Below are 24868 nucleotides of genomic sequence, written 5' to 3' on the forward strand. Positions count from 1 at the left end.
GACAAAAAATCCGCTCATTGCCCAAATTCCATGCCATATAGCCGTATAGGGTGTTGTAAATTAAAAATCAGATATTTTTTAATGGAAAAACGATCACTTTCCTGTTTTTATTATCTTCATCTTGTTGTGTTTGATAAAATGGCTCACCCACTAAATACACCTCACTCGCATATTGATAGCAATTGGGTTTTGAGCTATTAAACAACAAAACTTGCACGCCATTAAAACCAGATTCCGCCAATGTTTTATTTTGTGAAAAATTAATGTCTTGATCACCTTTTAAGCCCATACCTATATAATAAAAAATACCCTCTTGCCAGTAGTTTTTATAAATAGAATCGGTTTTATTAATTAAAATTAGACAATTGGTTTACTTACTACGACGCATACCATCTGCATTAGAAACTTTAAAAGCATCCATCAAATCCTGATTGGTAAAAATTGTACCAATTTGATAATTATTGATTAACATTGTTTACTCCTTAATTTAAAAAAGCCCCATTCAAACAAATGGGGCTTTTGGGAAACTACCCCCCAATCTTCTTATATTTCATTCGCTTAGGCGTGGCATCTGCACCCAGTTTTTCTTTACGCCATTTTTCATAATCGCTGTAATTGCCATCAAAAAACTCAGGCTCTTCGTTCTCAAACGATAAAATATGCGTACAAATACGATCCAAGAACCAGCGGTCATGCGATACCACCATCACCGTACCAGGGAATACCTGCACCGCATCTTCCAAGGCACGCAAAGTCTCAACATCAAGGTCGTTTGATGGTTCGTCAAGCAAGATGACATTCGCCCCTTGTTTTAGGGTTTTGGCAAGTTGCAAGCGATTGCGTTCACCGCCCGACAGGCTGCCTACGCGTTTTTGCTGGTCTTGACCTTTGAAATTAAACCGTCCAATATACGCACGGCTCGGCGTGGTATATTCACCAACGGTAATCATATCAAGGCCGTCCGAGACTTCTTCCCAAACTGTCTTGTTGTCATCAAGCTCATCACGCACCTGACCGACATAGGCAACCTTCACACTCTCACCAATCTCAACGGTGCCTGTGTCAGGTTTGTCCTTGCCTGTAATCATGTTAAACAGCGTGGTTTTACCCGCACCATTTGGCCCGACAATCCCCACAATTGCCATCGGAGGCACGGTAAATGACAGATTTTCATACAAAAGACGGTCGCCAAACGATTTTGAGATATTATTCACCTCAATCACCTTATTGCCCAGACGCGGCCCTGGCGGAATGTAGATTTCAGCGGTTTCGTTTCGCTGCTGGAATTCACGCGAGTTCATTTCTTCAAAGCGTTCTAGGCGAGATTTGGATTTGGCTTGCTGACCTTTTTGGTTTTTACGCACCCATTCCAATTCCTGCTTTAAGGCTTTGGCAAAGGCTTCTTCTTGCTTTTGCTCTTGTTCTAGGCGTTTGTTTTTCTGCTCCAGCCACTCGGTGTAGTTGCCTTGATACGGATAGCCATAGCCACGGTCAAGCTCCAAAATCCACTCAGCAACATTGTCAAGGAAATAACGGTCGTGGGTAATCGCCACAATCGTACCGCTATAATCTTTTAAGAATCGCTCAAGCCATGCCACACTTTCTGCGTCCAAATGGTTGGTCGGCTCGTCAAGCAGTAGCATATCAGGCTTGGATAACAAAAGTCGGCACAGAGCAACACGGCGTTTTTCGCCCCCTGACAGCTTGGATACATCAGCATCCCACGGTGGCAAACGCAAAGCATCGGCGGCTTTTTCTAGTTGAGTGTTTAAATTATGAGCATCCCAAGCGGTGATAATATCCTCCATCTTGCCCTGCTCGGCAGCCAATTTATCAAAATCAGCATCAGGCTCGGCATATTCGGCATAGATTTGGTTTAGGCGTTCTAGTGCGTCCAATGCCTCACGCACGCCGTCCTCGACATTGCCACGCACATCTTTGCTGGGGTCAAGCTGGGGTTCTTGGGGCAAATAACCCACCTTAATGCCTGCCTGTGGTCGTGCCTCACCGCTGAACTCGGTATCCACACCTGCCATGATGCGTAGCAAGGTGGACTTACCTGCACCGTTTAGACCCAAGACACCGATTTTTGCCCCGGGGAAGAAGGACAGCGAAATGTCTTTTAGGATTTCACGCTTGGGAGGAACAATTTTTGACACCTTGTTCATGGTGTAGATATATTGAGCCATGGATTTTCCTTTGCAAATAAAAATCAATTGCTCATTATCGCATTGTTAGACTGTTTTATCAAATTTTTCACACTGCTTTAATCCTCGTCATCAATTTTCATAAATCCAATCATTTTTGTTGCTTATAGTCCGTTGTATTATAAACAACAAAAATTAGATAATTTTTAAACTTAATCAAGAGAGCAAATATGATTTTACAGAAAGTTGGCGAAAAACTACGCAAACTACGCACAAGTCAAGGGTTAAGCCAAGAAAAACTGGCTTTAGAAGCAGAAATTGACCGCACCTATCTAACAGGCATTGAGCAAGGTAAACGCAACCCATCACTAAAAACGCTAGAAAAAATACTCAATGCACTTGGCGTGTCTTTTCAACAATTTTTCAAAGAGATTGATTGTTGATTATATAAAACATTTTTGATATAATACATGGGGTTTTTATGGCAAATTTTAGTGCGGCAGAGCGAGCAATTTTGGCGTTCTTTACCGTTGGAAAAACTGTCGACTTTCAAGGCAGACCTATACAATCAAAACTGCTGGCAAGCCAACTTGTCCACAAGGTGAAGCCAAAACTGATGTATACATTCTACTGCAAAACAACTGTCAAACTCACGAAATCAAAATTTCATACAAAAAGAGCAATGCTGATTTTTTAGAAAATAAAATTGGGACTGAACGAGCAGAGAAACTATTCGGAGCTGACTGGCAGGCGATTATTCAAAAATTAACAGAAAAGATTCGTAAAAAATTTCTCGCCAAACCACTAATCTACAAAACCAAATACAGAAGAACTCAAGCAGGTGCAATAATCCTTGGTTGGAAGTTTGAGCTAATGAACAAACCAAGTGGTGAATTATCAGGGGAAATCTGCCTAAGCCAAGAGCAATATCTTGATGTACACAGTGGCATCAATCTACCTGAAGATAAACGCCATGCCCGTGTCAATGGCATAGTAATTAAAGACTCGGGTGTGGCAAACTATATTTTACTAGGAAATAAATATTTATCAGCCCAAGATGTTTTAGATAACATACAATGTATTAAAGACTACATCCTCAAGAACGACCCTAAGATTTATTTTGCCTGCAAAGCCTTAAATTATCGAACTTTTGAGAAGAGATTTGACGGAAATAGACCACTTGCCGTTCAGGTTGACTGGCAAATTATTGACAACAAGCTGACCCCTCGGCTGGTTTTTGATTCACCATTAATACACAAAGGCAATGCGGTTGCAGATAAATTAAAAGAATGTCTTTTAGAACTTAATATAGCAACAACTGATGATATCAATGAAACAAATACAAAATTCACCTATGTTCGTCAATAAAAAAATGAAAATAATTAGTTTGTTCAGTGGATGTGGCGGTTTGGATTTAGGCTTTAAACAAGCAGGCTTTGAAGTCCCAGTTGCCAATGAATACGATAAAAGCATTTGGGCAACTTTTGAATTTAATCACCCTGACACAAAATTAATTAAAGGTGATATTCGTAATATTTCAGAATGTGATTTTCCCAATAATATTGATGGCATTATTGGCGGCCCTCCGTGTCAATCTTGGTCCGAAGCAGGCTCATTGCGTGGCATTAATGATGCAAGAGGTCAACTGTTCTTTGACTATATACGAGTCCTAAAAAACAAGCAGCCTAAGTTTTTTTTAGCAGAAAATGTTAGTGGCATGCTTGCCAATCGCCACAATGAAGCAGTACAAAATATTCTAGCAATGTTTGATGAATGTGGCTATGATGTAACTTTAACAATGGCAAACGCTAAAAACTATGGCGTAGCCCAAGAGCGTAAGCGTATTTTTTACATTGGATTTCGGAAAGATTTAAAGGTGCATTTTCAATTTCCGAGCGGATCAACAATTGATGACAACAAGAAACTTACTTTAAAAGACATTATTTGGGATTTGCAAGACACTGCTGTTCCAGCATTAGAACGCAACCAAGCCAATCCGCAGGCAATCAACAATAACGAATATTTCATAGGTAGCTACTCGCCCATCTTTATGAGTCGAAATCGCGTTAAAAGTTGGGACGAGCAAGCATTTACCGTACAAGCATCTGGGCGACAATGCCAATTACATCCACAAGCTCCAAAAATGATAAAACACGGTACAAATGACTACCGCTTTGCATCGGGTAAGGAAATGCTTTATCGGCGTATGAGTATTCGAGAAGTCGCTCGCGTGCAAGGTTTTCCTGATGGCTTCAAGTTTATTTATCAAAACACAAATGACGCTTATAAGATGATTGGCAATGCTGTGCCTATTAACTTGGCATATGAAATAGCCTTGGCAATCAAGAAAGCCCTATCAAGCATATCATAAAAACCGCATAAAAATTTCTTGACAAACCGCCATCAATAAAATTACACTATTGTATAAATTAGCTGTCTTTTTATTGCTAATTTGTAACAATTCAGCCAAAGAATTTGAACAAAAAGCCCGTGCCGAACGCAAAGTTACTGGCAAAAATATTGCCGCAGCTTTGTTCTTTTGACCAGCTCTGATTGGCACTTATTCTAATACCGAAGAAGCCATCAATGCCGCCAAAGAACGACAAGTCAATCTAACCAATCTGTACGAACAAAAAGGTTGCCGTTAATCACTTAACGGTCGGCGTTGGCTGGGGAATTTATCGCCCATGCTTAATATGGTTGGGCGATAAATGCCAAAACCCTGTCAAGCCAGTTGGCTGGTAAGGGTGCGGCAGCTGACCATCTTTTTAATTATCCAGAATTTAACCCACAAGATAAGCCGATGGGTCGCCACCCAATAATGAATTGTGCCAACCACACGCTTATCATTGCTACACCAAGCCATCTTTAACCCAAGCCTTGCACCAAAAACACCAACTCACAATCTGCTTAAAAAAAGCAATGCCATCTGCTTGCGTTTGGTGATTTTGGGCAATATACAGACTTATCACCCCTGCCATTAAGATGATGCCTTGCCAGAATAAAAAATTCCTGCTATTGTTTGTCTTAATCATAAATACAGCCTGCTCAAGCCATTTTTCATTTTTGCACCCAAGCATTGCCAAATACAGCCCAAGGAGCGTATATGACAGCCACAATCACTCACAACATTGCCGCCCAGCGATTTGAAACACTTATTGACGACAAGGTGGCATATCTTAGCTACCGCATCGTTGATGAGCAGACACTTGATTATAACCACACCATCGTGCCAGCCGAACTTGGCGGGCGTGGTCTTGGCACGGCTTTGGTAAAATTCGCCCTAGAATATGCCACAGACAGTCGCAAAAAAGTCATCGCCAGCTGCTCATTTGTGGCGAACTATATCAACAAGCAACAAAATTATCATCATTTATTGCATAAAAATTCATAAACCATGCTAAAATAATAATAGATAATAAATGCACTGTTATTGTTAAAAATTATCAATAACAACCCTCTTTATAAGGAATTTTATGAGCAGCTTAACTTCTGATCAAGTCGCCCTGCAACTAGAGAGCCTGCCCAACTGGTCGCTTGAGGGCAATAGCCTTAGCAAAACTTTCACCTTTGAGGACTTTGCTGATGCGGTGGGTTTTATGGTGCGTGCAGCATTTCATGCCCAAAGCCTTGAGCATTATCCCGTCTGGCAGCACGATTACAACACCATCTGCGTGCGTATCGGCGACCCAGCACAGCACGCCATACACAGCCGAGATGTGCAGCTTGCCAAACGCCTTGAGAGCCTTATTGGCTAAGCTGTCAGGTTTGCCCCATTAGCCACTACCAAGCGGTGTTTATCGCTTGGTTTTTATTGATTGATGACCATGTCTGCTTTATTGCGATTTTTTAAGAACAACAACCACCTTATCATTGCCATCACCGTTGCGGTATGCGTTTATGGGATTTTGTTTAGCGAACTGCGATTTTTTCGTAGCTTTATCCCCACTTTACAACAGCCCACCGCTTATTTGTTGGTTTGGGACAGTTTTTTGCTGACTTACTTAATCTTGGTTGGCTTGGTCTTTGGCAGAGTTAGCCAATCACAAATCCAAGAACAAGCCCATCAAGAATACGAAAAACGCACCACCATGCTGGTGCTTATCTGTACAGCCAGTATCATCAGCATCATTACCATTATTCAAGAGATGCGTATCGGTGCCGATGCCAGTGGCTGGCTTGCTGGTTTTCATATTGGACTGACCATGTTCACACTGGTGCTGTCTTGGCTGTTTATTCATATTTTATTTGCCTTGTACTATGCACATGGTTATTATGACAGCGATAACAATGACCATTATCCGCTGGATTTTCCTTATGAATCCAAGCCTGATTATTGGGATTTTGTCTATTTTTCGCTTGGTATTGGTGCAACAGGACAAACGGCAGATATTTCCTTTACAGGACGAAAATTGCGACGCATTGGGGCATTTCATAGCGTGCTGTCGTTTTTCTTTAATACCGCCGTGCTGGCACTGATGATTGAAATGTCAGCCAGTTTGATAGCCATTTAGCATCGCAACAAAGATGACTGCCACGCATTCTGCACGAAAGCCACTACCGAATTTTTGGTAATTTTGCTATTATAAGCCATCATTTGCAACAACGACAATCATGAGTACACACATTGATACTCGCTCTGTGAGCGATTTTACCGAACACGCCTATCTTAACTATGCCATGTATGTCATCATGGATCGTGCTTTGCCGCATATTGCCGATGGGCTAAAACCTGTGCAACGCCGCATCGTCTACGCCATGAGTGAGCTTGGGCTACGGCACACCGCCAAACCAAAAAAATCAGCTCGTACTGTCGGCGATGTGCTGGGCAAATATCACCCACATGGCGACTCTGCCTGCTATGAGGCAATGGTGCTGATGGCACAGCCATTTAGCTATCGCTATCCACTCATCAGCGGTCAGGGCAACTGGGGCAGTCCTGACGACCCCAAATCCTTTGCCGCCATGCGTTATACCGAAGCCAAGATGAGCCTGTACGCCAACACGCTGCTTGCCGAGCTTGAACAGGGTACGGTGGATTGGCAGGATAATTTTGATGGTTCGCTCAAAGAACCCATCACCCTGCCTGCACGCCTGCCGAATATTTTGCTCAATGGCACAACAGGCATCGCCGTTGGTATGGCGACCGATATTCCACCGCATAACTTGGGCGAGGTTGTCAAAGCCTGTATTCGCTTGCTAAAAAATCCCGAAATCAGCATCAAGCAGCTCACCCAAAGCATCATCGCCCCTGACCTGCCCACCAGTGCCGAGATTATCACGCCAAGGGACGAGTTGGTTGCAATGTACACAACAGGCAAAGGCAGCTACAAAATGCGTGCCACCTACCACACTGACCCCAAAGACAAAAACCTCGTCATCATTAACGCCTTGCCCTATCAAGTCTCGGGCAATAAAGTTGTTGAACAAATCGCCAAATTAATGACGGACAAAAAACTACCTTGGGCGGTGGAGATTCGTGATGAGTCTGATCATGAAAACCCTTGCCGTCTTGTCATTGAGCTAAAAAAAGGCAAGCTGGATATTGACAAAATCATGAGCCATCTGTTTGCCAATACTGACCTTGAGATGAGCTTTCGGGTCAATATGAACATGATTGGCATCAATGGCAAGCCTGAAGTCAAAAACCTAAAAACCATTTTGTCCGAATGGCTGTCGGTGCGTCGCAGCGTGGTGATTCGCCGACTACAGCACCGTCTCGAAAAAATACAAAAACGACTGCACATCTTGGCAGGTCTCTTGATTGCGTATTTGAACATTGATGAGGTGATTCGCATCATTCGCGAGGAGGACGATCCGAAGTTTGAGCTGATGAGCCGTTTTGGCTTGAGCGAGATTCAAGCCGAAGCAATTTTGGACATCAGATTACGCCAACTTGCCAAACTTGAAGAAATTGAACTTAATGCCGAAAAAGCAAGCCTTGAGGCCGAGCTGGCAACCATCACCAAACAGCTCAATGATGCCGATGCCCTAACTGAGCTGCTGATAGATGAGCTGACCGCCGATGCCAAAGAGCATGGCGATGCTCGCCGTTCGCCTGTTGTGGAGCGTGAAGAGGCGGCAAGCCTGAAGGCAACCGAGCTTATCAGTAGCGAGCCTGTTACGGTGATTTTGTCGCAGGCAGGGTGGATTCGTCTTGCCAAAGGGCATGGCAACGATCCTTTGAGCATGAACTATCGTGCAGGCGATGGCTACCTGACGCACGCACTGGGTAAATCCACCGAACGCTTGATTTTGCTTGACAATACAGGGCGAAGTTATGGCATTGATACCATCAACCTACCCTCCGCTCGTGGTCAAGGCGATCCCATTACCAGTCTGCTAACGCTTGGCAACGGTACAAAAATTGAGCAAATTCACTTTGCCAAAACCCAAAATATCCTCATGGCAAGCAGCACAGGCTATGGTTTTATCAACAATCTTGACAATCTTGACACCAACCAAAAAGCAGGCAAAGCCAGCATCAATCTCAATGGTGGCACGCTGCTGCCTATCGCTCTGATTGACGAAAAAGACACACTGGTGGCTGTCAGCAGCTCTGATGGCAAATTGCTGATTTTCCCAAGTGATGAGTTGCCAATGCTTGCCAAAGGCAAAGGCAACAAGCTCATCAACCTAAAAGCCGATGAACACATCACCGCCATCGCAAGTTTGTCAAGTGATGACAGTCTGGTTATTACCGCAGGTAAACGCACACTTACGCTAAAGCCTGCCGACATCGCCAACTATATCGCCAAGCGTGCCAGTCGTGGCGGTGCGTTGCCCAAAGGTTTTGGCAAGGTTTCACAACTGTCAAAACACACCACAGACTAACGCATAAACCGCTCAAACATCAGAGCGGTTTTTTATTACAAATACTGCGGTTTGATCAATGCACGCATTTGCTGCTTGTCCAGACGCAGACTGATGGGGCCATACACATAAGGCGCAATCTCATAAGGCTGGTACAAAAACTCCATACCGTCTTTGTCAAAGACAAAATTCCGCGTAACAAAAAATTCCCACGACTGCCCATGCTCTGCTGGGTCAGCTCCCTGACTGCGAAGCATGGCATCAAACTGTGCTTGCAAAGTCTGCTGCAATGCTGGCATTTGATTTGGCAGCACCACATCGGATAAATCCAGCTGACGCTTGGCTTGCAAATCAAACACATAATAAAAATAACTCGTCATGCCATGAGCACCGCCAAGATAAATCTCGCCTGACACACTCATCTGTGGCAAATCCTTATAAAAGCCCAAAAAATCAGGCTTGGCACTCACAACAACCATCTGCTCGCCTGACACCTCTTTGGCAAGACGGTCAAGGTTTTGCTTGATACGCCCAAGCTGTTCGCCCAGCTCGTCATCATTCACCACAGGTTTGGCATAAAAATCCTGAATACGCTTAGCAGCTGGCGAACCCTCTGCTGACTCCTCGCCAGAATCCAGTATGCTTAGCACAGCTTTATTAATCGTACTGTCAATCCACGCATAAGGGGTGCTAATTAGCTGATACTCTATCTGCGGACATTGATTTGTGCATTTTTGATTAATATTATCTTTAGTTGATATGATTTTATTCTGCCAAGCAAACGATTGATTTTGCTCTTTTGTCTTGATAACATCAGCAGCCATCTGCACCTGCGGCTTGTCGGCACAAGCTGTCATCATGCCCAGCACAACACACATCGCCGCCCATTGCCAGTATCGCATATACCCTCCCAGTTTGTATTTTTATGACATTAATAATATCCAACCATCACTGCTTTTTAAACAGCATGACACAAAATTCGCCCGCCACTTCAAAGCTCTCCTGTCGCTCAAGCCATGCCCGCCGCTCGGCGGTTGCCTTATACGCATAAGGAGTCATGGCGATCAATTGTCGCAATGACTGATTATCAAGCTGCATCGGCACAGTGATTTGCTGCCTGTCTACCAGCACAAACTCTGGTGCAAGCACATCAAGATATTTATCAGGACTATGCTCAATCACCGTACCAAACAATGCCTCACGCACAGCATACAAATGTCTTGGTGCAGCAACCGCCACCAATAGCACGCCTGATGCATCAAGCACCCGATAAATCTCCTGCTTTGGCAATGGGCTGAACAAACTGGTGCAAACATTCACCGAACCGCTTGCCACAGGCAATGCCGATGAAGTTCCCACCAGCCAGCAGACACGCTTGTTTTTGTCAGCCTTGGCAGCAATTTGCACCGCCGACTTGGCGATATCAAGCCCCAAAACCTGCGTCTGTGCTGTCAGTGCCTGCGTATAATAACCCTCGCCACTGCCAATATCCATCACCACGCCTGCCTGCAATTTATGCACAATATCAGCAACCGCCGTGCGAAATGGTGCATAATGCCCTGCCGACAAAAACGCTCGCCGTGCCTGCACTGCCTGCGGTGTATCTCCGGGGTTTTTGCTCTTTTTGTGCTGAACGATGTGCAGATTGACATAGCCTTCTTTGGCGATATCAAAGCTGTGGTTGTGCGTACAACGGAATATCTTGGCAGAAACCTGAAGTGGTGATTGGCAAACAGGGCAAATTAACATGACAAATCAGCATTTTTGGCAAATGAACCGTATTGTAACATAAATTGCCAGCTGGCTCGGCGATTTTCTAATTTTTCTAATTTTTCTAATTTTAATGATTTTAATCCTATGGTTATTTTTTGCTTGCCAAAATACCGCTGACAATCACCAGCACAATGCCCACCATCGCCATCGCTGGCAATATTTCACCAAACACCAGCACGCCATACAGGGTTGATAGCACCACCACCAAATAACCCAGTGCCGAAACCATGAACTTACGCCCAACCTTGTAGGCATGAGTCATTGCCAACTGCCCTGCCATCGCCGACAGTCCAATGCCAAGCAAATAGGGCAACATCTCAGCAGAGATTGCCGTCCAGCCCTTGATGCTGCTGATGACCGCTGACAGTAGGCTTGCCAACGCCGAAAAATAAAACACAATCCGCCAAGAAGGCTCACCAAGCAGCGACAGCTCACGCACCTGCAAATAGGCATAACCTGCAATCGCACCACTGGCAAGCCCGATGACCGTTGGCAAAAGCCCATGCCCCAATACACTGGGTCGCAAAATCAGCCCAATGCCAACAAGCCCCACCAACAATGCTGCCCATGTCAGTGCCGATGGTCGCTGCTTTAATAGCAGCAGTGAAAATATCGCCAAAAATATCGCTGAAGTGTGGCTAAAAGTAATCGCGGTCGCCAGTGGCAAATACACCAAGCCAAAAAAGAACATAAACAAGCTAATCGTGCCTGCCAGCGATCGCCAAAAATGTGCCAGCGGATAATTCGTAGCAAATGATCGTCCCAAAATCATCGCCTGCACGCCCAGCACCACCGCCGCAAAGCTCACTCGCCAAAATACCAGCTCATACTCATGCATGGCAAATTTGACGGCGGTGATTTTGACCAAAATGCCCATGGTGGCAAAACAAAAAGCCGCGAAGACCATCCATAATGAACCGATGACGGAGCCTGCGTCTGCATGGGGAGTTTTTGGCATGATTACTCCTAGAAATTAAAAAGCCAATTGCGAAAATTGGCTTGAAAATTACATTCTGCACTCTCTTGACGACTGTGTTAATTATACACCATCAAGCAACTGGCGTAACAAAGCGATTTCTTTGTCTTTTTGGGCAAGCAGTTCGTCTTTGTGAGCGATAATTAATTGGAGTTTTTCAATTTCGTACACATTATTATAGTATTTGTTTGCATAACTGCCATGATTATCACCAATCAACAATGCCACTTCCTTATCGGCTTTTAGTAATTCAACAATATCAATATTAAAAGTATTGGCAATGTTTTGCAAATGCTCAACCGTAATTCTGCTCTCGCCTCGTTCCAGTTTGGCATAGCCATTTTTGGACATTGCCAGCTTTTCTGCCATCTGTTCTTGGGTCAGATGTTGCTCTTTTCTAAGCTTAACAATGTTATCGGCAATATCCATGGCTTACCTTTTGTGGGTGAAAGTGATGAAAAATGGTTACAAAAAACTGGATTTGTGGGTGGATTATACACACGCACAATGCCAAAATAATAGCCTAATTTTGATATTTTGGCAATAATTTTTTGGTTTTTACTACAACCGATGTGCCAAGATGCGTGTCATTTTACAAACCAAACCATCAAATCGCTTGATTTAACAAAATTCCAAGGAGGCAGGGCTTTACCAATGCAAAACAAGCTGACGACCCACTATGATGTGCTACAAGTTTCACAAAACGCCCGCCTATAAGTAAATTACCGTCTTAAGAAATAACAAACTTAAGATCCAAAATAAGTTGGTATAGAATGAGAAAATTATTTTATATATCAGATACAGTGCTAGCAATATTCTCTTTGATTCTGATGTTTGTGCTTCCCATTGCCATTCTCATTATATCCCTTTTGCCCAGTAGCCAAAAAGATAACAGTTCATCACAAGCAGAGCAGTCATCTGCCTATTCACAAGAGTACAAGGTGCAAAGTGTTGTTAATCAAGCCCTATATACCAGCTCAAACCAAGAATATCCATCAAAATACTATGGGCGTGATAAACAACCCACTGCTCAATGTCAAGACGGCACATACAGCTACAGTTTGGGTCGTCGTGGCGTATGCTCTCGCCATGGTGGTGTGCAATATTGGTTAAAAAATTAATTATTATTTTTAATCAATATTGCATTAAATAAATTTAACAAATTTTATATTTGTATCATATCGATAATTTTGGTGATTTTTATGCTTAAGAAAATATGGTATTTCTTGACCTTCAAAACCTATCAAAACAACCTACTAACTTCAGGTGGTGCAAACTATCTGAGCGTGATTGCAGTCATCGTATCACTTTCTGCTTTGGCTGAAGCATTTGCTTGGGGTCATTTTGGCAGCACATTCACGCCAGAAAACCCCAATTTGGGTGGATTTACACTTGGTATTTTTATCTTTTTGCTATTTTGGTTTTTTGACAGAACAATGGTAACGCAAGATATGATGACCGAAGAACATTCTAGAATTTTAGAAGGTGATGAATACCGACCAAAATTTTTAAAAAAATATCAAAGCTGGTTTGTTTTTCTTGTTCGTTTGTGTATTGTGATCGGTTCGTTATACATTACCGCCCCCTTTTTAACTCAATTGGTTTTTAAAACAGATATTGAAAATGAAATGCAGGTTCAATATCAAGCCAGTATAGAAAAAGCCAAGCAAGAAACCTTGGGCAAATTAGAGCAAAAAATTTCCAGCCAAGAAGAATATATCAAACAAATAAATAACCGATTGCAACAAGAAATAGGTGGCAAACGCGGCACAGGGTATGGCAAAGGAGCTGTTGCCCAAAGCATTGAAAATGAATTATCTGCCGCCAACACAGAATTCGAACAGCTAAAAAACGATCTAGCAAACACCAAAATCCGCCTAGAAAACGCCATCGCACAAAATGATGTAAAAAATTTGGAAAGTTTTGGTATTTTTATGGTACAAGACAGCCCAATTTTTCGTCAAAACGCCATTGAGAAATTAAAAACACAGCCCGCTTTTAAAAATACACAATTTGCCGTTGATGGGTTTTTGATCTTGGTTGGTATTATATTGATTTTATCCAAATTGTTGCAACCAAAATCATTAAAAATGTACTATTCATCTCGTTTGCAGGAGGCGTGGGCAAACTACAAACAAGGCAACTATGACGACTACTTGCTTGAAAGCGAAAAAAGTTCATACATGCCAACCATGCCCATACCGCAAACTTTTGAAAAAATTGCCATTTATTATGCTCAAACCAAAAATCAGCGTCTAAAAAATGATGCAGAAATAAAACAAAAAAGAAAGCAAAGTCAGTTAGACGAAGAAAATCGCCTACATCAAGAAAAATTGGCAGCCGAAGCCAAGCAGCAAAAACTCAAAGAGAGTGAACAAGCCTATAATGAGCGACAAGCCAAAGAAGCCCAGCAATTTAGCCATGAAGATAAAGTTATAGGGCAAAAAAGAGAACGCATTATGAACGCATTAAAAGAAGCTTGTAACCATAAACAAAAATTCATTCAAGAAGAATACGCAAAGAAAGACTTGTTATTAGCCAAGCAAAATGAATTAGAGCAAGAATTATTTGAAGAAGAGCGTATGCATAATAGCAGGCATGAGGATATGATTGCACGCCAAAATCGTATCAATAACAAACAAAGTGAGTTGGCAGAATTAGAGATCATGGCTGCACAGCTAGAGCTAGAGCAAAAAGACAACCCTAGCGTAGAGAATACTAGGGCATTTATTGCAGCCCAAGATACCATAAGACAACTAAAGCAAACCATAAAAAATATGGAAGATAATTTCTTGACCTTTGAGCGTAATATGAATATTTACGAACAAAGAGCCAATAATCTCAAAAGCGAAATTAATCATATCGCTGAACAAATTCAGACCATCAACATCAAAGAAAGCAGGCTTGATAAAATTATTATGGATTTAGAGCTAGAAGAATTAGAGTTTTTAAGCGATATTGCCAAAAGCAACTCAACCACCTATATCAAAGGTGATGATGCGGAACTACCATTTATTACTCAAAAAAGACTAGACAATGCTGGAATATATCAATACACCCATTTTAATCAAAATCAAAAAGAAGTAAGCGATGAATAAAAAATAACCAAAATATCGTTAATCAAATTAAAATAAAGCATTTCTATAAATTTAGTGGGGTTGAAAATATCTCAAAACAGTCTTTAGCCCCAAATAAAACCCAAACAAAAACCAAATCTTTGACGATTTGGTTTTTGTTTTATCAATGCTCCCTTATACTTCTAAACTCCACTTCAGGATATCGCTCTTGCATCAGTTGTAAGTTCACACGGCTTGGGGGAAAATTGAGAAACGAATCACAAAGCCCTGTCCAAAAGCTCCATTGCTCTTTTAATATCACCTTGTTTAGCTCTATTTTCAAAGCGTTTTCTTGCTTCATATTCAGCAAGCATATTAGACATTGTTTCATCTATTAAATGAGCGACACTTAACCCTCTTTCATTGGCAATTAAATTTAAGCGTTCGTGTTTTTCATTACTAACTTGAAGTGTTACAGTTCCCATCATTACTCCTTAACTGCAATAATTGTTCTGGTGCTAAAATTTTAATGCCAAAATTTAATTCGTTTTGACGAAAGTCTTTTTGATTATAGCTCACAATAATTTTAGCATTGCCTGCTACTGCCAATTCTATTAAATGATTATCACCTTCATCTTTTAAATTAGGCCTCCACAAATAAAAAATACGCACCCACTCACAAACAGATAACAAGGCATTTAAAATTTCATTGCGTTCATCTAATGATAATTTGCTTTTGACAAACACATCATCACGAGCCAAAACATCTTCATATTCTGCCAATAATGCCACGCCAATAATTGGTGTAAATTCGCCATTTAAACAAGCTTTAATTAGGCGGATGGCATGACAAGACCCCAAGCACGCCCCCACCAAAATATTGGTATCTAAGACGATTTTCATTATAATCCTGCATTAATCCAAAATCAATGCTCCCTGATACTTCTAAACTCCACTTCAGGATATCGCTCTTGCATCAGTTGTAAGTTCACACGGCTTGGAGCAAGGTAGGTCAGATAGCCGCCACCGTCCACCGACAGTTGGTCATGGGCTTTTTTCTTAAACTTCTCAAACGCCACCTTGTCATCACAATGCACCCACCGCACCGTGGCGATGGATACAGGCTCAAAGCTGCATTGTACTTTGTATTCTTCTGCCAAGCGATGTGCCACCACCTCAAACTGTAGCACACCCACCGCACCCAAAATCAAATCATTGTTAATCTGAGGCATAAACACCTGTGTCGCCCCTTCTTCGGACAGCTGCTGCAAGCCTTTTTGCAATTGCTTGGATTTCATTGGGTCTTTTAGCACCACACGGCGAAACAGCTCAGGGGCAAAATGCGGAATGCCCGTGAAGTTCAAACTCTCACCACTGGTAAAACTGTCGCCAATTTGTATCGTGCCATGATTATGAAGACCGATAATATCACCAGCATAAGCCTCCTCCAGCGTCTCGCGGTCGCCCGCTAGGAACATCAAGGCATCAGAAACTCGCACCTCTTTGCCCAGTCTGACATGATTCATCTTCATGCCACGCTCATATCGCCCCGAGCAAATTCGCATAAAGGCAACACGATCTCGATGCTTTGGATCCATGTTTGCTTGGATTTTAAAGACAAATCCTGTAAATTCAGGCTCATCAGCACGCACAATGCGTTCTACCGCCTGATGGTCTTTGGGCTTCGGGGCATGAGCAACCAGTGTGTCTAGCACCATATCCACCCCAAAATTACCCAACGCCGTGCCAAACAACACAGGGGTAATCTTGCCTGACAAAAACTGCTCCTCGTCCCAGTCTTCGGCAGCAAGCTGAGCAAGCTCAAGACTTTCGACAAATTCATTAAACACAAGCTCGCCCAAGCGATCACGCACATCGGCATGATCATAGCCATCTCTGACTTCTATTTCGCTGATTTGACTGCCTTGCCCTTTTTTGTACATATACAGCTTGTCTTGCTTGATATGATACACCCCAACAAAATCCTGTCCCATGCCCATCGGCCAAGTAATCGGCACACAGCGGATTTTTAGCACGCTTTCAATTTCATCAAGCAACGCCAACGGATCTTGAATCTCGCGGTCAAGTTTGTTCACAAAGCTGATGATCGGCGTATCACGCATACGACAGACCTCCATCAGCTTGATTGTCCGCTCCTCCACACCTTTGGCACCATCAATAACCATCAATGCAGAATCCACCGCCGTCAGTGTGCGATAAGTATCCTCGCTAAAATCAGCATGGCCGGGCGTATCTAGGAGGTTCACCATACATTCTTTATAGGGAAATTGCATCACCGAAGTTGTGATAGAAATGCCCCGCTCTTGCTCCATACTCATCCAGTCGCTGGTGGCATGACGATCCGCCTTGCGTCCACGCACCTCACCTGCCACCTGAATCGCCCTGCCCCATAGTAGCAGTTTTTCGGTCATGGTGGTCTTACCTGCGTCAGGGTGGCTGATGATGGCAAAAGTCCTGCGAGCGTTGATTTGATCGAGTAGATTGGTTGTCATTGTATGCCTTGTTTGTTTTAATGAATGATAAACATCGGTTAGCTGTGATATGCTTTGGGTGATTTGACTGCTTTGATAAATTTACATAGCAATGCCCACGCCTTGCTGCCCTATTATATCTTAAATGAGCCACAAAAGCACCGCCAATCCCACCCAAGTTCTTTGTATTTATAATCTTGGCAAACAATAAAAACGCACCAACGCCATCAGCAATGGTATATTTTGTTTAATTAAAATCACGGCTGCCATCAATTGTTGCTTTGTTACCAAAATTTTTCGCTAAATATGCTTGACAGTAACAGCATTTTGATATATTTTACCAAAAATAACCGCATAAATGATATGGTTATAAGGAAATTCAATCTCTGGAGTATCTCCCTAATGTTCAAAAAATCCGCACTTTTGACCGCTGCTTTGTGCACAGCGGTTGCACTCACCGCCTGCAAAAACGACAAAAATGCCGAAGCGGGTATGCCAAAAAAACCTGAATGTATCGCCCCAGCCAAACCGGGTGGCGGTTTTGATCTGACCTGCAAACTGGCACAAAGTGGACTAAAAGACACAGGATTGCTTGACAAGCCAATGCGTGTAACCTATATGCCTGGTGGTGTAGGTGCGGTCGCTTATAACAAAATTGTCGCCAACGACCCTGCCAATGGTGATGCCATTGTTGCCTTTTCGACAGGCTCATTGTTAAACCTTGCACAGGGTAAATTTGGCGAAAACTACAGCGAAGATGATGTTCGCTGGCTGGCTGCCGTTGGTACAGATTATGGCATGGTGGCGGTCAATGCAAACTCACCTTTGCAGAATTTGCAAGATTTGGCAAATGCCCTAAAACAAGACCCCAAAGCCATCAGTTTTGGTGCTGGTGGCAGTGTCGGCGGTCAAGACTGGCTCCAAACCGCCATGGTTGCCAAAGCCGCTGGCATTAACCCCAAAGACATGACCTATGTCGCCCTAGAAGGTGGTGGCGAAGCAGTAACCGCTGTGCTTGGCAATCACATCAGTGTTGTTAGTGCTGGCATTGCCGAGATGGGTCCTTATATCGAATCGGGCAAAGTGCGTGTGCTGGCTGTATTCGCCCCCGAAAGACTGGGCGGCAAGCTAAAAGATATCCCAACCGCCAAAGAACAAGGCTTTGATGTTGAGTGGCCTGTCATTCGTGGCTACTACATGGGTCCAAAAGTTAGCGAAGAATCATATCAGTGGTGGAAAAATCGCTTTGATACCATGATGGCTGACCCAAAATTTGCAGAGTTGCGTGCCTCTCGTGATTTGTTGCCATTTGCCATGACTGGCGATGAGCTACAAGCCTATATCAAAAAAAGCACCGATGAGATGCGTGTTTTGTCAAAAGAATTTGACCTAAATTCACAAAACTAAGTTTGTCATGTCGGCAAGCCCATCATTAATACGGCAGGCAAGCTACAGCCTGCCCTTATCAGCCATGTATTGCATAATACATAAGGATACATGATGAACGCAAAATTTGAACGATATTTTGCAGGACTGCTTCTGATTGTCAGTCTGTTTTTGTTATATCTGGCATCGGACTATGTTGCCCCAATCGCCTATGACCCGTTGGGCCCAAGACCCTATCCAATGCTGCTGCTGGCTCTACTTGCGGCGTGTTCGTTGTTTTTGTTGGTTCGTCCCAAAGCAGAGATTGACCAGCTTGGCTATACGCCATCATTACTAAAAAAACTTGCCTTGTGCCTAGTTACCTTGCTTGGCTATGCGGTACTTTTTGAGCTGCTTGGTTTTATCATTGCCACAGCGATAATGGCAACCATTGTCGGTAAGCTGTTTGGCGGCAAATTGCTGCATTGTCTTATCTCGGGCGTTGCCATGGGCGTCTTGCTCTATTTATTGTTTGACCAAGCACTTGATGTGCCGCTGCCACTTGGTTTGATTGGATAAATTATGGATACCTTAAACTACTTATTATCAGGCTTTGCGGTGGCATTAACACCAACCAATCTTATGCTTGCTTTTATTGGGGCATTTTTGGGAACAATCGTTGGTATGCTGCCTGGTCTTGGCCCAATTAATGGCGTTGCGATTCTTTTGCCGCTAGCCTATGCACTTGGCTTGCCACCTGAATCTGCCTTGATTTTGCTCGCTGCGGTCTATTTGGGCTGTGAATACGGTGGTCGCATTTCGGCAATTTTAATCAATGTTCCCGGTGATGCTGCTGCCATCATGTCCACCCTAGACGGCTATCCGCTTGCCAAGCAGGGCAAGGCAGGGGTGGCGTTGTCATTGTCAGCGGTCAGCTCATTTACAGGCAGTATCATTGCAACGCTTGGCGTTGTGCTGTTTGCACCACTGCTTGCCAATTGGGCAGTTGCCTTTGGCCCTGCAGAATACTTTGTGCTGATGGTATTTGCCATCACCTGCCTAAGCGGTCTGGTTGGCGATCAACCCATCAAAACCGCAGTTGCTGCCCTAATTGGTCTTGGTCTGGCAACCGTTGGCGTGGACGCTGTTACAGGCGTGTATCGCTTTACTTTTGACTCGGTGAATCTGTCTGATGGCATCGCCTTTACCACGGTTGTGATTGGCTTTTTTAGCATCAGCGAAATTTTAATCATGCTTGAGCAGACCAGCACAGGACAAAAAGCCCTTGAGCAAGGCAAGCGTGCGTTGTTTAATTTCAAAGAATTAATGTTCTCTGCTGGCACGATTTTAAGAAGTGGCGTGATTGGCTTTGTTGTCGGCGTGCTGCCCGGTGCTGGTGCAACCATTGCCAGTGCCATGACCTACACCAACGAGAAAAAAATCGCTGGCGACACAGGCAAATTTGGCGAAGGTGATTTGCGTGGTATCGCCGCTCCAGAGGCTGCCAACAATGCCTCAGCCTGTGGTTCATTTATCCCGATGCTAACCTTGGGCGTACCCGGCTCTGGCACAACAGCGGTGATGATGGGTGCTTTGACCCTATATAACATCACGCCCGGCCCACAATTATTTGCCGAGCAGCCTGATATTGTTTGGGGTCTGATTGCGTCATTGTTTGTAGGCAATGTGATTTTGCTGATACTCAACCTGCCACTTGTTGGATTATTTGCCAAAATGCTCAACACCCCAAACTACATTCTCATTCCAGCGATTGCTGCGGTGAGCTTTGTGGGTGTGTATGCCATTCATAGCACAACTTTTGATTTGATTTTGATGGTTGCTCTTGGCGTTTTGGGCTATGTATTACGCAAGCTCAATTTCCCATTGTCAGCCTTGATTTTGGGCTATGTATTAGGTGAGCTGATGGAATCAAGTCTACGCCGTGCCTTATCCATCTCACAAGGAGATTTGGGCATCTTATTCCACGGGCCAATCGTACAAATCCTATGGGTGCTTGTGGTGCTGATGGTGCTGCTGCCTGTATATCGCTGGCTGCGTAACAAAAATCGCAAACACATCGCCTAAGCATAAGCAGCCACAAAAAGTGGCTGTTTTTTGTTTGGTTTTATGCTCTGATTTGTATGACAAACTTGGGTCAAGCCACCCTTTGTAAAGCCCAGCAAATCATCACAAACCATCTGGCATATTGGAGAATTTTATGACAACGACACTGCCAGCATATTTATTGAGCTTTTTGATTGCACTTGCAGGCGGTGCTTTGGCAAACTTGCTTGGGTTACCCATTCCTTGGCTGCTTGGCTCATTGCTTGCCATTGGTGGCTGTAGTTTGGCAGGATTGCCCATAAAAAATGCCGAAATTGGTCGCAAAACGGGCTTGATGATTATCGGGCTGTCGCTTGGCTTGTATTTTAGCCCACAAATGCTTGATTTGATTGCACAGTCAGTTTATCTGCTGATTGCGGTTGCCATTTTTAGCATCACACTGGGAATTATCGGCTCAATCATCGCCTATCGCATTGGCAAAGTCAGCTTTAAGACCGCTTGGTTTGCCTCTGTTGTCGGCGGGGCGAGCGAAATGTCCAATCTTGCTCAATTGCACAATGCTCGTGTGGATTTGGTGGTTGCCGCCCATACACTGCGAGTATTTCTGCTGGTAACGACCGTGCCATTTTTTTATCAATTCATGGGCTATCACGGCGAGGATAGTCGCACCCTTGAGTCAAGCCAAGCGGTCAATTTTGCCAATCTGCTGCTGCTTTTGGCACTTGGTGCATTGGCTGCCAAATACTTTGAATACAAAAAATGGTCAAATCCTTGGACATTTGCACCCTTGTTGGTTGCTGCGATTTTGACCGCCAATGGGGTGCATTTGTCAGCGATACCGCCTGTTTTGTCATACTTAGGTCAGGTGTGTATCGGCTGGACGCTTGGCACCAAGTTTCGCCCTAATTTTTTTCAGGTTGCACCACGACTGCTGACCGCCACTGCCATCAGCGTGTTGATACATCTTATGCTGACATTGCTGATGGTGTGGCTATTGACCCATTATAGTGATATTGACAAGGCGATTTTGGGGCTGGGTTTTGCCCCCGGTGGCGTGGCAGAGATGACCATCACTGCCAAAACTTTGCAGCTGGGCGTGCCAATCGTTACCATGCTGCATGTGGTGCGTATGATTGCTGTGGTCGCCAGTGCAGGGGTGCTGTATCATTGGCTTGATAAATACTTTATCAAGCAATAAACCAAACAAGCGATTCTGCCACGCCTATGCTATAATAATTATCAACACTCAATCAAAAACAACGCCATGACTGACAATAAACCAACATTTAACACCCACTACCCAAACCCAACCAACCTTGCCAAAATAAACACAGATCATATCAACAAAACAAGACCACCTGTGATTTTGGTGGACGGGTCTTATTATCTGTTTCGCTGTTTTCATGGCTTGCCGCCGCTGACCAATTCGCAAGGCTTGCCCACCAATGCCATTCGTGGCGTGCTAAATGCCCTAAACAAGCTCATCAAAAAATACCAGCCTACGCACATGGCGGTTGCTTTTGATACGAAGGCGGCGACTTTTCGCCATGAATTATCCGCCGCCTACAAGGCACATCGCCCACCGATGGATGAGGATTTGCGTGTGCAAATTCCCTACATTCACCAACTGATTGAGCAATTGGGCATACCGCTGCTAAAGATAGACGGCTTTGAGGCTGATGATATTATCGGCACTTTGGCACATCGTGCTTGCCAAAATGGCTACCCTGTCGTCATCTCCACAGGTGATAAGGACATGGCACAGCTTGTCAATGACTGCATCACGCTAGAAGACAGCTTTACAGGGAAAATCACCGATACCCAAGGCGTGCTGGATAAATTTGGCGTGCACGCAGAGCAAATCATCGACTATCTCACTTTGATGGGGGACGCATCAGACGGCATCGCAGGGGTGCCAAAAGTCGGACAAAAAACCGCCGCCAAACTGCTCAATGAATACGGCAGCATTGATGGCATTTTGACAAATTTACCAAACATCAAAGGAGCAGTCGGCAAAAGCCTAGCCGACCACCAAGGCGACATTCCACTAAATCGCATCTTGGCAACCATCGTAACTGATTTGGATCTGCCCATTGGCTTTGATGACATTGTGCTAGACAACAGCCATGCCGCCCAAAAACAGCGTGCCAAAGATTTGCATGAATTGTATCAATTACTAGAATTCAAAAAAGAACTGGCAGAAACAGCCCAAATCCTTGCAAATGACACTCATGATAATTTAGAAAATATACATAATTCCGCTGATAATTTGCCACAAAACCACACCGATAAAGAACCCCTTAGTGTGCCAAATCTTCCCACAGGCACGCCTTGTTATCATACCATCAGCACGGTATCAGATTTTGAAAATTTAATACATAAATTAAATAGCGTGCCTTATTTTGCCATCGATACCGAAACCACAAACATCGACTGGCAGCACGCCGATTTGGTCGGTATTTCGGTCAGCACCGCCAATTATGAAGGTTATTATATCCCTGTTGGACATACGGGTGATTTTGGCATATTGCTTGATAATCAGCTGCCTTTGGACTTTGTTTTATCAGGGTTTAAGCAAGTTTTGGAAGATCCAGCCATCGGCAAAATCGGACAGCATCTTAAGTACGATGCTCATATTTTTATGAAATATGGCATCAAGCTAAACAACTGGCAATCAGATACCATGCTGGCAAGCTATGTCATCAATGCTGCCGCCACAAGGCATAGCATGGACGCACTCGCCAAGCATTACTTGGGCGTTGATACCATTACCTTTGAAGCAGTGGCAGGCAAAGGTGCCAAGCAGATCAGCTTTGACAAAGTTGCCATTGATACTGCTGCCAACTATGCTTGTGAAGATGCTGATATTACATTTAGATTGTTTAGTATTTTTAATCAATATCTACAAGATGACACGACAGCCGCCAAATTACTGCACCAGCTTGAACTGCCCACCGCCAAGATTCTTACTCAGATGGAGCATGACGGCATCTTAATCGATCGTGATTTTTTGGGCAGATTGTCTGTGGAATTTGACAAGCAAATCATGGCTTTGGAGCATGATGCCGAGCGTATCGCAAAAGAGGCGTTTAACCTTGCCAGCCCCAAGCAGCTGGGCGAGATTTTATTTGAAAAACTGGGTATCAAAGGCGGCAAAAAAACCAAAACAGGGCAATATTCCACCTCTGAATCTGTGCTGGCAAATATTGACCACCCACTGGTTGATGTTGTGCTAAACCACCGCAGTTTGTCAAAGCTCAAAAGCACCTACACCGATGCTCTCGCCAAAGCCGCTGACAAAACAAACCGTGTGCATACCAGCTATCATCAGGCACTCACCAGCACAGGGCGACTGTCATCAAGCGACCCTAACCTGCAAAATATCCCGATTCGCACCGATACAGGGCGACTGATTCGCGAGGCGTTTATTGCTCCGCCTGACCGCCTCATCTTGGCGGCAGATTATTCACAAATCGAGCTGCGACTGATGGCACATTTTAGCGGTGATGACAGTCTGATTGATGCTTTTCGCCAAAATCTAGACATTCATACCGCAACCGCTGCCGAGATTATGGGCAAAGACATCAGCCAAGTAAGCAATCTGGAGCGGCGAGCTGCCAAGGCGGTGAATTTTGGGCTGTTATACGGCATGAGTGCTTTTGGGCTTGCCAAACAATTGGGTGTCGAAAGAGGCGTTGCCCAAGACTACATCAAGCGATATTTTGCCCGCTATCCTGCCATCAACGACTATATGCAAAACACCAAAGACATGGCAAAACAGCACGGCTATGTGCAGACAATTCTAGGACGCAAGCTATACTCGCCAGACATCAACAGCAGCAATCGCATGGTGCGTGATGCTGCCGAGCGTGCGGCGATTAATGCCCCTTTGCAAGGCTCAGCAGCCGAGATTATCAAACTTGCCATGATTGCTGTCGATAAAATCCTGCCAAAAGATGATGCCAAATTGCTCTTGCAAGTGCATGACGAGCTGGTGTTTGAGGTTGCCAAAGACAAAGCTGTCGTCATCGGTGAGATGATAAAGACCGCCATGCAAAATGTCCTGACCAGCACCGCCAAAGAGCTAGGCTGGCAGGTGGATTTTGCCGTGCCGTTATTGGTTGAGATTGGCATGGGCGATAATTGGGATCAGGCACATTAACCAAAGTCAGCTCATCTATA

The 24868-nt window shown here is 44.0% G+C and carries 24 protein-coding genes; 15 read left to right on the forward strand and 9 right to left on the reverse strand.

Translation table 11 applies throughout. The features are described from left to right. Positions 1-67: 67 nt before the first annotated feature. Both EL162_RS01295 and ettA read right to left on the reverse strand, forming a co-directional pair. The gene (locus EL162_RS01295) at positions 68-358 is read right to left on the reverse strand and encodes an SRA domain-containing endonuclease (RefSeq protein ID WP_511261906.1); all 291 of its coding nucleotides are present in this window, start codon (positions 356-358) and stop codon (positions 68-70) included. Between the two features lie 169 nt (positions 359-527). Beyond that, positions 528-2189: an energy-dependent translational throttle protein EttA gene (gene ettA, locus EL162_RS01300; RefSeq protein ID WP_076554931.1), complete on the reverse strand. Its 1662-nt coding sequence runs from the start codon at positions 2187-2189 to the stop codon at positions 528-530. A 188-nt stretch (positions 2190-2377) separates the two neighbouring features. Between ettA and EL162_RS01305 the strand changes: the two genes are divergently transcribed. The 8 genes from EL162_RS01305 to parC all read left to right on the forward strand — a co-directional run bounded on the left by EL162_RS01305 (position 2378) and on the right by parC (position 8981). Then, complete coding sequence (locus tag EL162_RS01305; protein ID WP_126329544.1) at positions 2378-2590, forward strand: helix-turn-helix domain-containing protein; 213 nt, start codon at positions 2378-2380, stop codon at positions 2588-2590. A gap of 38 nt (positions 2591-2628) precedes the next feature. Beyond that, entirely contained in the window at positions 2629-2844 is a 216-nt protein-coding gene (locus EL162_RS10070) for a hypothetical protein (protein WP_197718984.1), read from the forward strand. Positions 2845-3020: 176 nt separating this feature from the next. Then, positions 3021-3515 carry a hypothetical protein gene (locus EL162_RS10075; protein WP_197718985.1) on the forward strand — a complete coding sequence of 165 codons (495 nt, stop codon included), beginning with the start codon at positions 3021-3023 and terminating at the stop codon, positions 3513-3515. Beyond that, positions 3469-4518: a DNA cytosine methyltransferase gene (locus EL162_RS01315; protein WP_259772332.1), complete on the forward strand. Its 1050-nt coding sequence runs from the start codon at positions 3469-3471 to the stop codon at positions 4516-4518. Before EL162_RS10075 ends, EL162_RS01315 begins: the two co-directional genes overlap by 47 nt. A 735-nt stretch (positions 4519-5253) precedes the next feature. Then, positions 5254-5541, forward strand: coding sequence for a GNAT family N-acetyltransferase (locus EL162_RS01330; protein ID WP_126329548.1), 288 nt, complete (start codon positions 5254-5256; stop codon positions 5539-5541). An 82-nt stretch (positions 5542-5623) separates the two neighbouring features. Then, entirely contained in the window at positions 5624-5905 is a 282-nt protein-coding gene (locus EL162_RS01335) for a 4a-hydroxytetrahydrobiopterin dehydratase (protein ID WP_076554929.1), read from the forward strand. Between the two features lie 69 nt (positions 5906-5974). Continuing rightward, the gene (locus EL162_RS01340) at positions 5975-6661 is read left to right on the forward strand and encodes a DUF1345 domain-containing protein (protein WP_076554983.1); all 687 of its coding nucleotides are present in this window, start codon (positions 5975-5977) and stop codon (positions 6659-6661) included. Positions 6662-6761: 100 nt separating this feature from the next. Next, positions 6762-8981: a DNA topoisomerase IV subunit A gene (gene parC / locus EL162_RS01345; RefSeq protein ID WP_126329552.1), complete on the forward strand. Its 2220-nt coding sequence runs from the start codon at positions 6762-6764 to the stop codon at positions 8979-8981. Positions 8982-9016: 35 nt separating this feature from the next. On the opposite strand, the gene EL162_RS01350 is transcribed toward parC, so the two are convergent. From EL162_RS01350 to EL162_RS01365, 4 genes are all read right to left on the reverse strand, one after another. Further along, complete coding sequence (locus EL162_RS01350; RefSeq protein ID WP_126329554.1) at positions 9017-9862, reverse strand: RsiV family protein; 846 nt, start codon at positions 9860-9862, stop codon at positions 9017-9019. Between the two features lie 46 nt (positions 9863-9908). Continuing rightward, positions 9909-10709, reverse strand: a complete 801-nt coding sequence (locus EL162_RS01355) for a putative RNA methyltransferase (RefSeq protein WP_126329556.1) — start codon at positions 10707-10709, stop codon at positions 9909-9911. Positions 10710-10821: 112 nt separating this feature from the next. Then, the gene (locus EL162_RS01360; protein ID WP_126329558.1) at positions 10822-11691 is read right to left on the reverse strand and encodes a DMT family transporter; all 870 of its coding nucleotides are present in this window, start codon (positions 11689-11691) and stop codon (positions 10822-10824) included. An 81-nt stretch (positions 11692-11772) separates the two neighbouring features. Then, on the reverse strand, positions 11773-12138 hold the full coding sequence (locus EL162_RS01365) for a helix-turn-helix domain-containing protein (RefSeq protein WP_126329560.1): 366 nt from the start codon (positions 12136-12138) through the stop codon (positions 11773-11775). A 401-nt stretch (positions 12139-12539) separates the two neighbouring features. Here EL162_RS01365 and EL162_RS01370 point away from each other — a divergent pair, with 401 nt between their 5' ends. Next, on the forward strand, positions 12540-12830 hold the full coding sequence (locus tag EL162_RS01370; RefSeq protein WP_197718986.1) for a DUF3761 domain-containing protein: 291 nt from the start codon (positions 12540-12542) through the stop codon (positions 12828-12830). Positions 12831-12911: 81 nt separating this feature from the next. After that, entirely contained in the window at positions 12912-14807 is a 1896-nt protein-coding gene (locus EL162_RS01375; protein WP_126329564.1) for a DUF4407 domain-containing protein, read from the forward strand. Between the two features lie 236 nt (positions 14808-15043). Here the strand turns inward: EL162_RS01375 and EL162_RS01380 are convergent, their stop codons facing one another. From EL162_RS01380 to EL162_RS01390, 3 genes are read right to left on the reverse strand one after another with little or no spacing between them, the layout of a single operon-like run. Continuing rightward, on the reverse strand, positions 15044-15250 hold the full coding sequence (locus EL162_RS01380; RefSeq protein ID WP_126329566.1) for a toxin-antitoxin system HicB family antitoxin: 207 nt from the start codon (positions 15248-15250) through the stop codon (positions 15044-15046). Further along, positions 15225-15668 (reverse strand): putative toxin-antitoxin system toxin component, PIN family, encoded by a 444-nt coding sequence (locus tag EL162_RS01385; RefSeq protein ID WP_126329568.1) that lies wholly within the window; start codon positions 15666-15668, stop codon positions 15225-15227. The genes EL162_RS01380 and EL162_RS01385 overlap by 26 nt, the downstream gene beginning before the upstream one ends. 23 nt (positions 15669-15691) lie before the next feature. After that, positions 15692-17278 (reverse strand): peptide chain release factor 3, encoded by a 1587-nt coding sequence (locus EL162_RS01390; protein ID WP_126329570.1) that lies wholly within the window; start codon positions 17276-17278, stop codon positions 15692-15694. Between the two features lie 381 nt (positions 17279-17659). Here EL162_RS01390 and EL162_RS01395 point away from each other — a divergent pair, with 381 nt between their 5' ends. The 5 genes from EL162_RS01395 (at position 17660) to polA (ending at position 24848) form a co-directional block, all read left to right on the forward strand. Further along, the gene (locus tag EL162_RS01395; protein ID WP_076554916.1) at positions 17660-18664 is read left to right on the forward strand and encodes a tripartite tricarboxylate transporter substrate binding protein; all 1005 of its coding nucleotides are present in this window, start codon (positions 17660-17662) and stop codon (positions 18662-18664) included. 93 nt (positions 18665-18757) lie between these two features. Then, positions 18758-19201: a tripartite tricarboxylate transporter TctB family protein gene (locus tag EL162_RS01400; protein ID WP_126329572.1), complete on the forward strand. Its 444-nt coding sequence runs from the start codon at positions 18758-18760 to the stop codon at positions 19199-19201. 3 nt (positions 19202-19204) lie between these two features. Continuing rightward, entirely contained in the window at positions 19205-20707 is a 1503-nt protein-coding gene (locus EL162_RS01405; protein WP_076554914.1) for a tripartite tricarboxylate transporter permease, read from the forward strand. 133 nt (positions 20708-20840) lie between these two features. Beyond that, a complete protein-coding gene (locus EL162_RS01410; RefSeq protein WP_126329574.1) occupies positions 20841-21884 on the forward strand; it encodes an AbrB family protein in 1044 nt (347 codons plus the stop codon). Positions 21885-21950: 66 nt separating this feature from the next. Beyond that, positions 21951-24848, forward strand: a complete 2898-nt coding sequence (polA, locus tag EL162_RS01415) for a DNA polymerase I (protein ID WP_126329576.1) — start codon at positions 21951-21953, stop codon at positions 24846-24848. The last annotated feature ends 20 nt before the right edge of the window (positions 24849-24868 follow it).

It is taken from the genome of Moraxella cuniculi (assembly GCF_900637105.1).
GTDB classification, from domain to species: domain Bacteria; phylum Pseudomonadota; class Gammaproteobacteria; order Pseudomonadales; family Moraxellaceae; genus Moraxella; species Moraxella cuniculi.